This is a genomic window from Frondihabitans sp. PhB188, assembly GCF_003752365.1.
In the GTDB taxonomy this organism is placed as follows: domain Bacteria; phylum Actinomycetota; class Actinomycetes; order Actinomycetales; family Microbacteriaceae; genus Frondihabitans.
On sequence record NZ_RJUO01000001.1, the window covers coordinates 713,484 to 726,792 of the forward strand.

The following is a 13,309-nucleotide window of genomic DNA, read 5'->3' on the forward strand; positions in this document are numbered from 1 at the left end:
GCTCAGTCCTCTTTGTGGCCGGCCGCCGCCGGGACCGACTTCTGCACCTGGACCAGGAACTCGACGTTCGACTGAGTCTCTTTTAGGTTGCGGAGGACGATCTCGAGCGCCTGCTGCTGGTCGAGGCCGGCGAGAGCGCGGCGCAGGCGCCACGTGATCGTGACCTCGTCGGGGCTGAGGAGCATCTCTTCGCGGCGGGTTCCCGACGCGTTGACGTCGACGGCCGGGAAGATGCGCTTGTCGGCCAGGTGGCGCGACAGGCGGAGCTCCATGTTGCCGGTGCCCTTGAACTCCTCGAAGATCACTTCGTCCATCTTCGAGCCGGTCTCGACGAGCGCGGTGGCGAGGATGGTCAGCGAGCCGCCGTTCTCGATGTTGCGCGCGGCGCCGAAGAAGCGCTTCGGCGGGTAGAGAGCCGACGAGTCGACGCCGCCGGAGAGGATGCGGCCCGAGGCCGGGGTCGAGAGGTTGTAGGCGCGGCCCAGGCGGGTGATCGAGTCGAGCAGCACGACGACGTCGTGGCCCAGCTCGACGAGGCGCTTGGCGCGCTCGATGGCCAGCTCGGCGACCGTGGTGTGGTCTTCGGCGGGACGGTCGAAGGTCGAGGCGATGACCTCGCCCTTCACCGTGCGCTGCATGTCGGTGACCTCTTCGGGACGCTCGTCGACCAGGACGACCATGAGGTGGACCTCGGGGTTGTTCTTGGCGATCGAGTTCGCGATGGCCTGCAGCACGAGGGTCTTGCCGGCCTTGGGCGGCGAGACGATCAGGCCGCGCTGGCCCTTGCCGATCGGCGACACGAGGTCGATGATGCGCGTCGACAGCTTGCCGGGCTCGGTCTCGAGGCGGAGGCGCTCCTGCGGGTAGAGGGGCGTCAGCTTCGAGAACTCGACGCGCTTGGCGGCGTCGTCGATGTTCTGGCCATTGATCGAGTCGATGCGCACGATCGCGTTGTACTTCTGGCGGCCCTGCTGGTTGTCGCCCTCGCGCGGCTGACGGATCGCGCCGACGACGGCGTCGCCCTTGCGGAGGTGGTACTTCTTCACCTGGCCGAGCGACACGTACACGTCGCTGGCGCCGGGGAGGTAGCCGGTGGTACGGACGAACGCGTAGTTGTCGAGCACGTCGAGGATGCCCGCGACGGGGATGAGCACGTCGTCTTCGGTGATCTCGGGCTCGAAGTCGTCGTTCTGGTTGGAGCGGCCGCGCTTGCGGTCGCGCTGACGGTTGCGGCTGCGGCCGCCCTCGTTCTCGTCGTCGACGGGCCCGTTCTGGCCGCCCTGCTGGTTCTGCTGGCCGTTCTGGGCCGAGCGCTGGTCGTTCTGACCGCCCTGGTTGCCGACGGTCGGAGCGGACTGCGGGGCCTGGCCGTTCTGGCGGTCGTTGTTCTGGCGGTCGTTGTTCTGACGGTCGACATTCTGGTTGCCGCCGTTCTGGCGGTCGCCACCCTGGTTGCCGCCGTTCTGACGGTCGCCGTTCTGGTTGTTCTGGCGGTCGCCGCGGTTGCGGTTGCGGCTGCGACGGCCGCCTCCCTGCTGCGGCTGCTGGTCGGAGTTCGAGTCGGACTTGCCGCCCTGATCAGACGACGCCTGGTCGGCGGCGGGGGCCTGCTGAGAAGCGCCGCCCTGCTCGGCCGTCGAGGTGTCGGCCTCGACCCCGTTCGAGCCGCCCTCGGCAGCGGCCTCGGCTTCGCGCTGCTCGCGCAGGCGGGCCTGCTCGGCACGGGTGCGGTCGGCGCGCGACTGGCGGGGCGGGAGGTCGAGGACGATGTCGTCGGTGGTCTTGGGCTCGGCGGTGGCGGGCGCCTCGGCCGTCTGGCCGGAGTCGCCGGCACGGCGCGAACCGCGACGACGGCGGTTGCCGCCCTCACGAGGCTCGGCCGGAGCCGCCTCGTCAGCGGTCGCGTCGACGACGGGCGCGACGGCGGCCGCGGGCGCCTCGACGGCGACGGGCGTCTCGGTGGGGATCTCGAGAACGCCCGACTCGCCCTGGTTGGCGTGCTCGACGGCCGACTTGGGAGCCGTCGCGGTGGCGGTGGTGGCGCGGCGCGGGGCGCGCTTGGCCTTGGCCGGCGCGGCGGGAGCCTCGACGGCGGTCTCGGCCGCGGAAGCCTCGACGGCGGCTTCGGCTGCGGGAGCCTCGACCTCGGCCGGCGCCTCGAACGTCAGCTCGGGCTGGGCGTCGGCCGACACCGCGGCGGCGGGGGCGACAGCGCCCGCACCGGCCTGAGCGGCCTCGATCGCCGCGATGAGATCGCCCTTGCGGAGCTTGGAGATGCCGGAGATGCCGAGCGACGAGGCGAGAGCCTGGAGCGCCGGCAGACGCTGAGCTGTGAGTTCAGCGGTGGTCGTGTCAGTCACGGAGATGGTTTCCTTTCGCTCCCCGGCACAGATAGGCGGGGGTGAGCTTGCCGTGCCTTGGGCAACGGCCGCGCAGACGACTCACCCGAACGTGTACGGATGCACAGTTCGAGAGATCAGCGCAATGGGTGTGCGGCGCAGGAACACGGGATTTCGTTGTGTTCTGCCCCGGGATTCGCGGCCGCTCAAGAGATGGAACTAGTGAACGGCGCTTTCTACCGGGTGCGGCACCACTGTAGCACCCTTGAGATCGACGGCCAGCATGAGCGCGCGCCATGTCGAGATGGAGTGCTCGTCGACCAGCCGGGCGGCGAAGAGGCGCTGGGCCGGGTCACTTCCGAGCACGAGGAGCGATGGCCCTGCGCCCGAGACGACGGCGGCGAGGCCGGCGTCGCGCAGCATGCGGATGAGAGTGTCCGTCTCGGGCATGGCGCTCGCGCGGTAGCTCTGGTGCAGGCGGTCCTCCGTCGCTGCGAGCAGCAGCTCGGGGCTCTGGATGAGAGCGGCGACCAGCAGGGCCGAACGCGACACGTTGAACGTGGCGTCCTCGTGGGGCACGGACGCCGGCTGCAGGCTGCGCGCCAGCTTCGTCGAGAGCGTGGTCTCGGGCACGAACACGACCGGCGAGACGCCGCGGTGCACGAGCAGCCGCTTGTGCGACGGACCCTCGGAGGTGGTCCACGCGATGGTCAGGCCGCCGAACAGCGCCGGCGCGACGTTGTCGGGGTGCCCCTCGAGCTCGGTGGCGAGAGCCAGCAGGGTGGTGGAGTCGACCTCGACGATCCCCTCGAGGAGGCCCTTCGCGGCCATGATCCCGGAGACGATGGCGGCAGCGCTCGAGCCGAGGCCGCGACCGTGGGGGATCGCGTTGACGGCGTGCAGCTCGAGGCCGGGGAGTTCCTGCCCCAGTGCTCTGAAGGCGTGTGCGATGGACCGCACGACGAGATTCGTGTCGTCGACGGGGACCTCGCCCTCCCCCACCCCGGTCACGTGGACCGAGACGCCGGGCGTCGCGGTGGCCGTGACGACGAGCTCGTCGTACAGCGACAGCGCGATGCCCAGCGTGTCGAAGCCGGGGCCGAGATTCGCCGAGGTGGCGGGCACTCGCACGAGCACCGATCGGCCGACCGGGCTAGTCGCCCCGACGGGAGCGTGGGTCACGCCGACGCTCGCACCAGGCCGAGCACGTCGGCGACCTCGGCGGTGTCGACGGACACGACGGTGGGCGTCACTTCGCCGCCATCGGCCGTCTTCAGAGCCCACTGCGGGTCTTTGAGGCCGTGGCCGGTCACCGTGAGGACGATCGTCGCACCCGCAGGAACGTGCCCGGCCTCGGCGCGCTCGAGCAGGCCGGCGACGCTGATCGCCGAGGCGGGCTCGACGAAGACGCCGACCTCTTGCGACAGGATGCGCTGCGCCTCGAGGATCTTGTCGTCGGTGATCGCGCCGAAGTAGCCGTCGGTGAGCTCGCGCGCCTCGAGGGCGAACTGCCACGACGCCGGATTGCCGATGCGGATGGCGCTGGCGATCGTCTCGGGGTGCTTGACGACCGAGCCGCCCACGATCGGGGCGGAGCCGGCGGCCTGGAAGCCGAACATGCGGGGCATCTTCGTCGTGCGGTTCGCAGCGAGGTCTTCGCGGTAGCCGCGGGTGTACGCCGTGTAGTTGCCCGCGTTGCCGACCGGGAGGTAGTGGAAGTCGGGCGCGTCGCCGAGCACGTCGACGACTTCGAACGCGGCGGTCTTCTGGCCCTCGATGCGGTCGTTGTTGACGGAGTTGACCAGGTGCACGGGGTAGTTCGCAGCGAGGTCGCGAGCGATGTCGAGGCAGTCGTCGAAGTTGCCCTGGATTTGCAGCAGCTGGCCGTTGTGCGCCACGGCCTGGCTGAGCTTGCCCATGGCGATCTTGCCCTCGGGCACGAGCACCGCGGCGGTGATGCCGGCGTGCGCCGCGTAGGCGGCCGCCGAGGCCGACGTGTTGCCGGTCGAGGCGCAGATGACGGCCTTGGCGCCGTGCTCGACGGCCTTCGAGATGGCCATCGTCATGCCGCGGTCTTTGAACGAGCCGGTCGGGTTGATGCCCTCGTACTTGACGTAGACCTTCGCGCCGGTGCGCTCGCTGAGGGCGCGCGCCGGGATGAGCGGAGTGCCGCCCTCGCCCAGCGTGACGATGGGGGTCGCCTCCGTGACGTCGAGACGGTCGGCGTATTCGCGCAGGACACCCTGCCACTGGTGGGCCATCAGGCTCCTTCAACTCGAAGCACGCTCGTGACGGAGTTCACGACGGGTGCGGTGGTGAGGTCGGCGACCGTGGCCGCGAGCGAGGCTTCGCGCGCGCGGTGCGTTCCGATGATCAGCGTAGCGGTGGCCGGGGCCTCGCCCGGCCCCGTGACGCTCTGCGACCCCGAGGTCTGCTGGACCGTCTCGACACTGACGCCGTGGTGCGACAGGATGCCGGCCACCGTCGCGAGGACGCCCGGCTGATCGGTCACGTCGAGCGTGATCTGATAGCGGGTCGTGACGGTGCCGATGGGCAGGATCCGCAGGTCGGCGTGGTTCGACTCGGCGAGGCCCGGGCCGCCGATGACGTGGCGTCGCGCCGCCGACACGAGGTCGCCGAGCACGGCCGAGGCCGTCTCGACGCCGCCCGCGCCCGCGCCGTAGAACATCAGGTCGCCGGCGGCCTGCGCCTCGACGAAGACGGCGTTCTTGGCGCCGTGGACGGCGGCCAGGGGGTGGCCCAGCGGAACCAGTGAGGGATGCACGCGCGCCGAGACGCCCGCCACGCCCTCGTCGTCGACGAGGCGCTCGCAGATCGCGAGGAGCTTGACGACGTAGCCGGCCTTGCGCGCCGCGACGACCTGCTCGTGTGTGACGCCGGTGATGCCCTCGCGGTGGACGGCGACGAGCGGGACGCTCGTGTGGAAGGCCAGGCTCGCGAGGATGGTGGCCTTCTGCGCCGCGTCGTAGCCCTCGATGTCGGCTGTGGGGTCGGCCTCGGCGTAGCCCAGCTCGGTGGCGTAGGCGAGGGCGTCGTCGAGCGACTCTCCCAGGGTGTCCATGCGGTCGAGGATGAAGTTCGTCGTGCCGTTGACGATGCCCATGACGCGCTCGACGGTGTCGCCGGCGAGGCTCTCGCGCAGGGGGCGGATGATCGGGATCGCACCGGCGACGGCGGCCTCGTAGTACAGCTGAGCGCCGACCTGCTCCGCGGCTCGGAACAGCTCGGGGCCGTGGCTGGCCAGGAGCGCCTTGTTGCCCGTGATGACGTCGGCACCCGAGTTGAGGGCCTTGAGCACGAGGCTGCGCGCGGGCTCGATGCCCCCGATCAGCTCGACGACGATGTCGGCTCCCAGGATCAGCGACTCGGCGTCGGTGGTGAGCAGCTCGCGCGGCAGGTCGACGTCGCGCGTGGCGTCGAGGTCGCGGACGGCGATGCCCGTGAGCTCGAGGCCCGCGCCGGCACGGCCCGCGAGCTCGTCGGACTGCTCGAGCAGGAGCCGCGCGACCTGGCTTCCGACGGAGCCGGCGCCGAGGAGGGCGACCCGGACGTTGCGGTATTCGATCATGTGGTGCTTTCCGTTCAGAGTGCGGATCGTGAAGAGGCTGCGGGTCGCGCGACGATGTCGTCGAGCTCGAGGTCGCGCGCCAGCAGGTGGGCCTCGGTCTCCCCGCGGACGATGATGCGGGCGCTGCCGTCCGAGACGGCGACGACCGGGGGTCGCCCCACGTGGTTGTAGTTGCTCGCGAGGCTCCAGCAGTAGGCTCCGGTCACAGGAACTGCCACGAGGTCGTCGGGGGCGACGTCGCCGGGCAGGTAGTCGGCAAGCACCACCAGGTCGCCCGACTCGCAGTGCTTGCCCGCGATGCGGACGAGCGCGGGCGCGGCCGACGAGGTGCGGCTGGCGATGCGCACCGAGTAGTCGGCGCGGTAGAGCGCGGTGCGGGCGTTGTCGCTCATGCCTCCGTCGACGCTGACGTAGCGGCGGACGGCGGTGCCGTCGTCGACCTCCGTGCCTGAGACCTCGACGTCTTTGATGGTGCCCACGGTGTACAGCGTCGTGCCCGCTGGTCCGGCGATCACGCGCCCGGGCTCGACGGCGATCACCGGCACGGGGATTCCGAGCCGCGCGCACTCGGCCGCGACGACCTCGGCGATGCCTCGCGCGAGGTCGGCGATCGGAGCCGCGTCGTCGACGCGCGTGTAGTTGACGCCGAATCCGCCGCCGAGGTTGAGTTCGGGCAGGTCGCCGTCGGCGAGGAGCGCGGCGTGCACCTCGAGAAGGCGGCGTGCGGCCTCGCCGAAGCCGTCGGTGCCGAAGATCTGCGAGCCGATGTGCGAGTGCAGGCCCAGGAACCGCAGCGACGCGTGCGAGCGGATGGCGGCGACGGTGGCCGGGGTGTCGGCGAGGGTGATGCCGAACTTCTGGTCTTCGCGGGCCGTCGCGAGGTACTCGTGCGTGGACGCGTGGACCCCGCTGTTCACGCGCAGCCGCACCGGCTGCACGACGCCGTGGCGCTCGGCCGTAGCCGCGATGCGCTCGATCTCGATCAGGCTGTCGATGACGATGGCGCCGACGCCGGCGGAGACGGCGCGGTCGATCTCGACGGGAGACTTGTTGTTGCCGTGGAACCCGATGCGGGCGGGATCGGCCCCGGCCGCCATCGCGACTGCGAGCTCGCCGCCGGTGCAGACGTCGATGGCGAGGCCGGCCTCGGTGACCCAGCGGACCACGGCGCCCGACAGGAACGCCTTGGCGGCGTAGTAGACCTTCGCCGTCGACCCGATTCGGCCGATCTCGGCGTCGAAGACCTGCTTCGCCTCGGATGCCCGAGCACGGAAGTCGGCCTCGTCGACCACGTACAACGGCGTGCCGAAGGTCTCCGCGAGCTCGGTCGCCGTCACTCCCCCGAGCGACAGCACGCCGTCGTCTCCGCGCACCGCGGACGTCGACCAGACGCCGGCGGCGAGGTCGTTCGGGTCGGCGGGCTCGAGGAGCCAGTCGGGGGCGAGGGGGTTCGCGGTCACGAGCAGCTCCCGGTCGTCTCGAAGGTGGAGTCGGTCAGCGCCAGCGAGTCGGTGTGCACCGAGATCCTCGCCGTCTTCGGCGCGACGACGATCTTCGAGACCGTCGCCCCCTTCGGCAGGTACTGGGCCGCGCAGACGCTCAGGTCGAGCGTCTTGGCGTACTGCAGGATCGCCGACGGCGACAGCTGGATCAGTCCGGACTTCAGGTCGGTCTCGGTCGGCGTGAACGCCACCTTCGTGCCGGAGCCGGAGGGCGCAACCGAGCCGGTGATCGTGTCGGACACCTTCAGGCCGAGCACGGTCAGCGTCTTGTCGAGCGACACCCGGTCGTCGCCGAGGCGCAGGGTGCCGAGGCGCTTCACGGCGTCGAGGTCGTTGATGGCCGACTGGTCGACGGTGATCGTCGCGTCGACGTCTCCGGTCGTGCCGCCCTCGCTCAGAGGGACGTCGGCGATGCGAGCGGTCGCCGAGAGCGGGGTGCCGCCCACGACGAGGTCGTGCGACCGGAGGTCGAGCTCGTCGAACCGACCCTTCGCGAGCTGCGCGATCGCGGAGAATCCCCCGATGGTGGCGTCGACCGAGCCCGTCGAGCCGGCCGGGAGCGACGACTGAATCTGCTTCGATACCTGGCCCTCGGCGTACGAGCGCACGACGAAGTCCGCGGCCACGACGAGAGCGGCGAGAAGGACGACGACGATGACGAGGACGACGAGGGGATGCCCACGTCGCCGCCCTATCGCCGAGGTCGAGCTCTTCGGCGACGAGGTCGAGCCGTTCGGCGCTGGGGTCTGCGAGCTCATGAGCTACATCCTGTCAGGAGCCGACACGCCCAGGAGGCCGAGGCCGTTGCGAATCACCTGCCCCGCGGCGTCGTTGAGCCACAGTCGCGTGCGGTGGAGGTCGGTGACCCCTTCGTCGCCGAGCGGCGTGACGCGGCAGGCGTCGTACCAGCGGTGATAGGTGCCGGCCACCTCTTCGATGTAGCGGGCGATGCGGTGCGGCTCGCGAAGCTCGGCGGCCTGCTGCACCACGCGGGGAAGCTCGGACAGCGCACCGAGCAGCGACGCCTCCGTCGGGTCGGTGAGCAGCGAGGCGTCGAACACGCTGCGGTCGACGCCGGACGCCGCCGCGTTGCGGCCGACGGCCTGCGTGCGAGCGTGGGCGTACTGCACGTAGAAGACCGGGTTGTCGTTGCTGCGCTTGGTCAGCAGATCGAGGTCGATGTCGATCATCGAGTCGGCCGAGAACCGCACGAGCGAATAGCGGCCGGCGTCGACGCCGACGGCCTCGACGAGGTCTTCCATCGAGACGACCGTGCCGTTGCGCTTCGACATGCGCATCGGCTCGCCGTCGCGGACGAGGTTGACCAGCTGGCCGATCAGGATCTCGAGGTTGACGCCGGGAGTGTCGCCGAAGGCGGCGCACATGGCCATCATGCGGCCGATGTAGCCGTGGTGGTCGGCGCCGAGCATGATGATGTTGCGCTCGAAGCCGCGCTCGCGCTTGTCGAGGTAGTAGGCGAGGTCGCCCGCGATGTACGCGGCCTCCCCGTCGCTCTTGATGATGACGCGGTCGCGATCGTCGCCGAAGTCGGTCGTGCGCAGCCAGGTCGCCCCGTCGGCCTCGTAGACGTGGCCGAGCTCGCGCAGGCGCTCGATGGCGCGCTCGACGGCGTGCGACTCGTGCAGCGAGTTCTCGTGGAAGTACACGTCGAAGTCGACGCCGAAGTCGTGCAGAGATTCTTTGATGTCGCCGAACATGAACTCGACGCCCACGGCGCGGAAGAGCTCCTGGGCCTCGTCGCGCGGGATCTGAGTCACGTCGCCGTCGTACGTCTCGATGACGCGGGCGGCGATCTCGCTGATGTAGACCCCGCCGTACCCGTCGTCGGGCGTGGGCTCGCTCAGCGCGCTCGCGAGTAGGCTGCGCGCGAAGCGGTCGATCTGAGCCCCGTGGTCGTTGAAGTAGTACTCGCGAGTGACGATGCCGCCGACCGCCTGGAAAATGCGGGCGAGGCTGTCGCCCACCGCCGCCCAGCGGACGCCGCCGATGTGGATCGGCCCCGTCGGGTTGGCCGAGACGAACTCGAGGTTGATCGTCACGCCGTCGTAGTAGGTGCCGCGGCCGAAGGCCTCGCCCTGCTCGACGATGGTCTTCGCGAGAGCGCCAGCGGCGGCCGCCTCGAGAGTGATGTTGATGAAGCCGGGGCCTGCCACGTCGACGCCCGCGACACCGTCGGTCTCGGCGAGCTCGCCGGCGATGGCCGTGGCCAGCTCGCGCGGGTTCGTGCCGAGGCGCTTCGCGAACCTCATGGCGACGTTGGACGCCCAGTCGCCGTGATCGCGATTCTTCGGCCGCTCGAGAACGGTGTCGGCCACGGTCGCCTGGAGGGCCTCCAGCGACGGGTCGGACTCGCGTCGGCGCTCGGCGATTCCCTGGACGACGGCGAGCAGGGTGGCGGAGAGTTCGGCTGGAGTCACGGTCGTCAATCCTACCGGTCACGATGGTGCGGCGATCTCGTTCTCCACAGGGTCGATCCGCCAAGATTGAGGCATGCCCACGGCTTGTCGAACCCGAACCGTCCGTGCCCTCTCGCTCGCTCTCACCGCGGCGGCCGCGAGCGTGGTGCTCGCCGCCTGCACCTCGGGCGGCACCGGTGCGGGCCCGACGGCGTCGTCCGCCGCGGGGGTCGGCCAGGGCGGCGCGACGTCCCGGTCCTCCGACCCGGCCACGCCCTCGCCGAGCCCGACCGGCGGCGCAGGAGCCCTCACGGCGACGCCCCTGTCGGTGGCCTGCGACACGCTAGCGCCCGACGCCGCGGTCACCGCCGCCTACGCCGGCATGGCGCCCGTGACCGAGCCGGACGTTCCGGCGAAGACCGACGCTGCCGTCATCGGCGCCTACCAGGGCACGGTCTGCCAGTGGAAGAGCGACACCGCCGTCATGACGCTCGCCGTGGGCCGGTTCGACGACGACAGCCTCACGCGTCTCAAGAACAGCCTCATCCGCACCAGCAACGCGGTGCCCACCTACGACGGCGAGGGCTACTTCGACCTCGTCGGCACCACGGGCACCGCCGAGGCGTTCACCGGGTCGTACTGGGTCGTCGCCGTGTCGGACGACCCCGTGTTCGGCGAGCCAGGGGGCGCCGAGCCCCTCGTCGATGCCGCCATCACAGCGCTCCAGGCCGGCGGCTGAGGCGAGGCTGCCTGCTGAGGCGACCGCCTCGAGTTCCTGCGCCCCTCGCCACGGACTCCCGCGGACTCAGGCGGCGAGGGCGACCTGCCCGGCCAGCCCGTCGAGCAGCGACAGCAGCTGCGCCGGCTCGGCCTTCCGGTCTTCGGGGTGCCACTGCACTCCGGTGATCGGGGCGAGGTCGTGCTCCACGGCCTCGATGACGCCGTCTTCGGCCCGCGCCACGACCCGCAGGCCGCTCGCGACCCGGCCGATCGCCTGGTGGTGGGCGCTCTGCACGGACGCGTGGCCGCCTAGGATCGCGGCCAGACGGCTGCCTTCGCTGACGTCGACGGCGTGCCGCTGCATCAGGGCGTCGATCGATGCACCGGCGTTGAGGTGCACCGTGTCGCCCTCGAGGTGCTGGATCAGCCCTCCGCCGAGCGCGACGTTGATCAGCTGGTGGCCGCGGCAGACGCCGAGCAGCGGGGTTCCCCGGTCGAGCGCACGGTGGAGCACGGCGATCTGCGCCGCGTCGGCCTCCTCGTAGTGCCGGCCCTCTCGGGTGTAGCCGGACTCGCCGCCGTACCACTCCGGCGCCAGGTCTTCGCCGCCCATCAGGACGACGGCGTCGGCGGCGTCCGTCAGCTGAAGCAGCGCGGCCTCGCCCAGATCGGCGGCGCCGTAGCGGCTCGCCTCCCAGCCGGTGGCCTCGGCCATGCCCTGCACGCGGCCGTTCAACGTGTCGACGTAGGCGTGGTACTCAGCGGCGTGCGGGCGGAAACGGGTCACCTCGATCACGGCGAGGCTGCGGCGGGTGCGGGACATGCCCCCACTGTGCCTCGCCGCGCGCGCCCCTGTCGCGAAGGTGTCGCCCTGTTACGCCCGCCCGGACCTCGTTACGGCCAGAGGACCGATTTCGCCCAGGAACTCGGGTCGGTCCGGTCGTACCGCAGCCGCACCTGGTCGCGCCCGGTGGTGGCTTGCCAGAACTCGACCTGCATCGGGGCAACCCGGAAGGCGGTCCAGTCATCCGGCGCGAACTCGTCGTCGTCGGCGATCCGCGTCTTCGCCGCGTCGAGTGCGGCGTCGGCCGCGGCCGGGTCGTCGACGGGGCTGCTCTGCGGCATCGCGATCGCCACGGCCCGCGAGTCAGGGTGCCGCGCCGTGAAGTCGGCGGTCGAGACGTCGCGGGGCCCGGGGCTCGCCTCGCCGCAGATGCGGATCTGGCGCCCCTGCTCGCGCCAGAAGAGGGTCAGCGCGACCCGCGGGTTCTCGCGGAGCTGCCGGCCCTTGGGACTGAGCGAGGAGGTCGCGAACCAGAAGGCGTCGTCGACGTCTTTGAGGAGGAGCGTGCGGGCGGTCACCGCGCCGGCTCGGTCGGATGTCGACAGGGTCATGGCGTGGGGCTGGCCCACTCCGCCGTCGATCGCGGCGGTCAGCCACTCGACGAAGAGGGTCATCGGCTCGTCGGGAGCGGCGTCGGTGTCGAAGTCGGGAAGGTCGGGGTGGAAGACTTTGGCGCTGCGCAGCAGCTGTCGGATCTCGGAGGTCACTCCACCACCTTGCACCGGTCCCCCGCATCGCGCCCGTCGCCGTGCGCCCCGCGCGAGGCGGAACGACTCGCGAGCACAGACACGCACCAAATGGGCCGCGGGAAGCCTGGCGAAGCCGACGAACACGCAGAGCCCTAGTCGGTGCCCCCAGTAGGATTCGAACCTACGCCCCTGCCTCCGGAGGGCAGTGCTCTATCCCCTGAGCTATGGGGGCCAGGAGCGGTATCCACGTTAGCAGTCCAGCGGGGCCGCCATGGACACCTCGCTCGCCTCGTGTCACACTCTCGGCATGGAGACCATCGACGGCGTGAAGCCCATGCGCCCGGTGCGCGTCGAGGACGTCCCCGTCGAGAAGGGCCGAACGCTTCGGGAGTTCGTCCAGCAGGCCGTGCCCGGTGCCACGTTCGTCGTCGTGTACCAGTCGCTCGCCGATTCGCTCGGCTTCCTGTGGTCGACGGCCATCGCGCTGGCATCCGCGATCGTCGTCGCCGTCCTCTTCCGCTTCGCCCGCCGCCGGTTCGACCGCTGGCGCGCGGCCCGCACCGCAGCCGACGTCACCGTCCAGGCGAGCGCTGCGAACCCGGCCTACACCGACCGCCCCGCCGACTAGTCCCTCCCGCTAGGGCGTCGACAGAGCGCGCAGGTACCGCCGCCGAGCCACCACCTGCGCCACCCGCAGCACGGGGAACAGCGCCCGCCACGGCTGCGTCCCCGAGGGCCGCGTCAGCGACCGGATCGTCAGCCGCACGACGGCGCCGGACCGGTGCACGACGAACGCCTCCTCACCGTCGACCGGGTGCCCGGCAAGCGTCCGGTAGCTGAAGCCGACCCGGTCGCCGGTCTGCACGACATCGACCACCTCCACCGGCTCGATCACGGTCACTCCCAGCACGCGCGCCGTCACCGTCATCCGCCGACCCGGCACCACGACGGAGTCGTCGTCGACCCGAAAGCCGCTCCGGGTCTTCACCACCCAGCGCAGCACCTCGTCGGCCGCTTGCTCGAATGCGCCATCGCCCGATCCGATCACGGCCGAGATCTCCGAGCGCAGGAACTCCGCACCCGTCGCCGGCCACACCCCCGCCGCGGGAGCCGTCCCGCCACGGCGAAACCCTCCCGTCCGGCCCGAGCCGTCGTCCGAGGACGAGGGTTCTGGCCGAAAGGGAGGGTTCAACACCACGGTGCTATTCG

General features: G+C 71.0%; 12 protein-coding genes and 1 tRNA gene. 2 read left to right on the top strand and 11 right to left on the bottom strand.

The features are described 5' to 3' along the window. Window positions 1–2 precede the first annotated feature (2 nt). The 7 genes from rho to argS all read right to left on the bottom strand — a co-directional run bounded on the left by rho (window position 3) and on the right by argS (window position 9,868). Window positions 3–2,360, bottom strand: a complete 2,358-nt coding sequence (gene rho, locus EDF46_RS03315; RefSeq protein WP_233579786.1) for a transcription termination factor Rho — start codon at window positions 2,358–2,360, stop codon at window positions 3–5. Between the two features lie 198 nt (window positions 2,361–2,558). Further along, window positions 2,559–3,521 (bottom strand): homoserine kinase, encoded by a 963-nt coding sequence (gene thrB / locus EDF46_RS03320; protein ID WP_123504834.1) that lies wholly within the window; start codon window positions 3,519–3,521, stop codon window positions 2,559–2,561. Further along, the gene (gene thrC, locus EDF46_RS03325; RefSeq protein WP_123504835.1) at window positions 3,518–4,600 is read right to left on the bottom strand and encodes a threonine synthase; all 1,083 of its coding nucleotides are present in this window, start codon (window positions 4,598–4,600) and stop codon (window positions 3,518–3,520) included. Before thrC ends, thrB begins: the two co-directional genes overlap by 4 nt. Continuing rightward, window positions 4,600–5,928, bottom strand: coding sequence for a homoserine dehydrogenase (locus tag EDF46_RS03330; protein WP_123504836.1), 1,329 nt, complete (start codon window positions 5,926–5,928; stop codon window positions 4,600–4,602). Before EDF46_RS03330 ends, thrC begins: the two co-directional genes overlap by 1 nt. A gap of 14 nt (window positions 5,929–5,942) precedes the next feature. Beyond that, window positions 5,943–7,388 carry a diaminopimelate decarboxylase gene (gene lysA, locus EDF46_RS03335; RefSeq protein WP_123504837.1) on the bottom strand — a complete coding sequence of 482 codons (1,446 nt, stop codon included), beginning with the start codon at window positions 7,386–7,388 and terminating at the stop codon, window positions 5,943–5,945. Further along, window positions 7,385–8,188, bottom strand: a complete 804-nt coding sequence (locus EDF46_RS03340; RefSeq protein WP_123504838.1) for a DUF2993 domain-containing protein — start codon at window positions 8,186–8,188, stop codon at window positions 7,385–7,387. The genes lysA and EDF46_RS03340 overlap by 4 nt, the downstream gene beginning before the upstream one ends. Window positions 8,189–8,191: 3 nt before the next feature. After that, window positions 8,192–9,868 (bottom strand): arginine--tRNA ligase, encoded by a 1,677-nt coding sequence (gene argS, locus EDF46_RS03345; protein WP_123504839.1) that lies wholly within the window; start codon window positions 9,866–9,868, stop codon window positions 8,192–8,194. Window positions 9,869–9,941: 73 nt separating this feature from the next. Here argS and EDF46_RS03350 point away from each other — a divergent pair, with 73 nt between their 5' ends. Then, a complete protein-coding gene (locus tag EDF46_RS03350) occupies window positions 9,942–10,586 on the top strand; it encodes a hypothetical protein (RefSeq protein WP_123504840.1) in 645 nt (214 codons plus the stop codon). Window positions 10,587–10,652: 66 nt separating this feature from the next. Here the strand turns inward: EDF46_RS03350 and EDF46_RS03355 are convergent, their stop codons facing one another. From EDF46_RS03355 to EDF46_RS03365, 3 genes are all read right to left on the bottom strand, one after another. Beyond that, a complete protein-coding gene (locus EDF46_RS03355) occupies window positions 10,653–11,390 on the bottom strand; it encodes a gamma-glutamyl-gamma-aminobutyrate hydrolase family protein (protein WP_123504841.1) in 738 nt (245 codons plus the stop codon). A gap of 71 nt (window positions 11,391–11,461) precedes the next feature. Then, window positions 11,462–12,118: a pyridoxal 5'-phosphate synthase gene (locus EDF46_RS03360; RefSeq protein WP_123504842.1), complete on the bottom strand. Its 657-nt coding sequence runs from the start codon at window positions 12,116–12,118 to the stop codon at window positions 11,462–11,464. Window positions 12,119–12,260: 142 nt separating this feature from the next. Continuing rightward, window positions 12,261–12,332, bottom strand: a tRNA-Arg gene (locus tag EDF46_RS03365). Between the two features lie 75 nt (window positions 12,333–12,407). On the opposite strand from EDF46_RS03365, the gene EDF46_RS03370 reads away from it, so the two are divergent. Beyond that, window positions 12,408–12,728 carry a hypothetical protein gene (locus EDF46_RS03370; protein WP_148061127.1) on the top strand — a complete coding sequence of 107 codons (321 nt, stop codon included), beginning with the start codon at window positions 12,408–12,410 and terminating at the stop codon, window positions 12,726–12,728. A 9-nt stretch (window positions 12,729–12,737) separates the two neighbouring features. On the opposite strand, the gene EDF46_RS03375 is transcribed toward EDF46_RS03370, so the two are convergent. Beyond that, complete coding sequence (locus EDF46_RS03375; RefSeq protein WP_123504844.1) at window positions 12,738–13,196, bottom strand: DUF1990 family protein; 459 nt, start codon at window positions 13,194–13,196, stop codon at window positions 12,738–12,740. Between the last annotated feature and the right edge of the window lie 113 nt (window positions 13,197–13,309).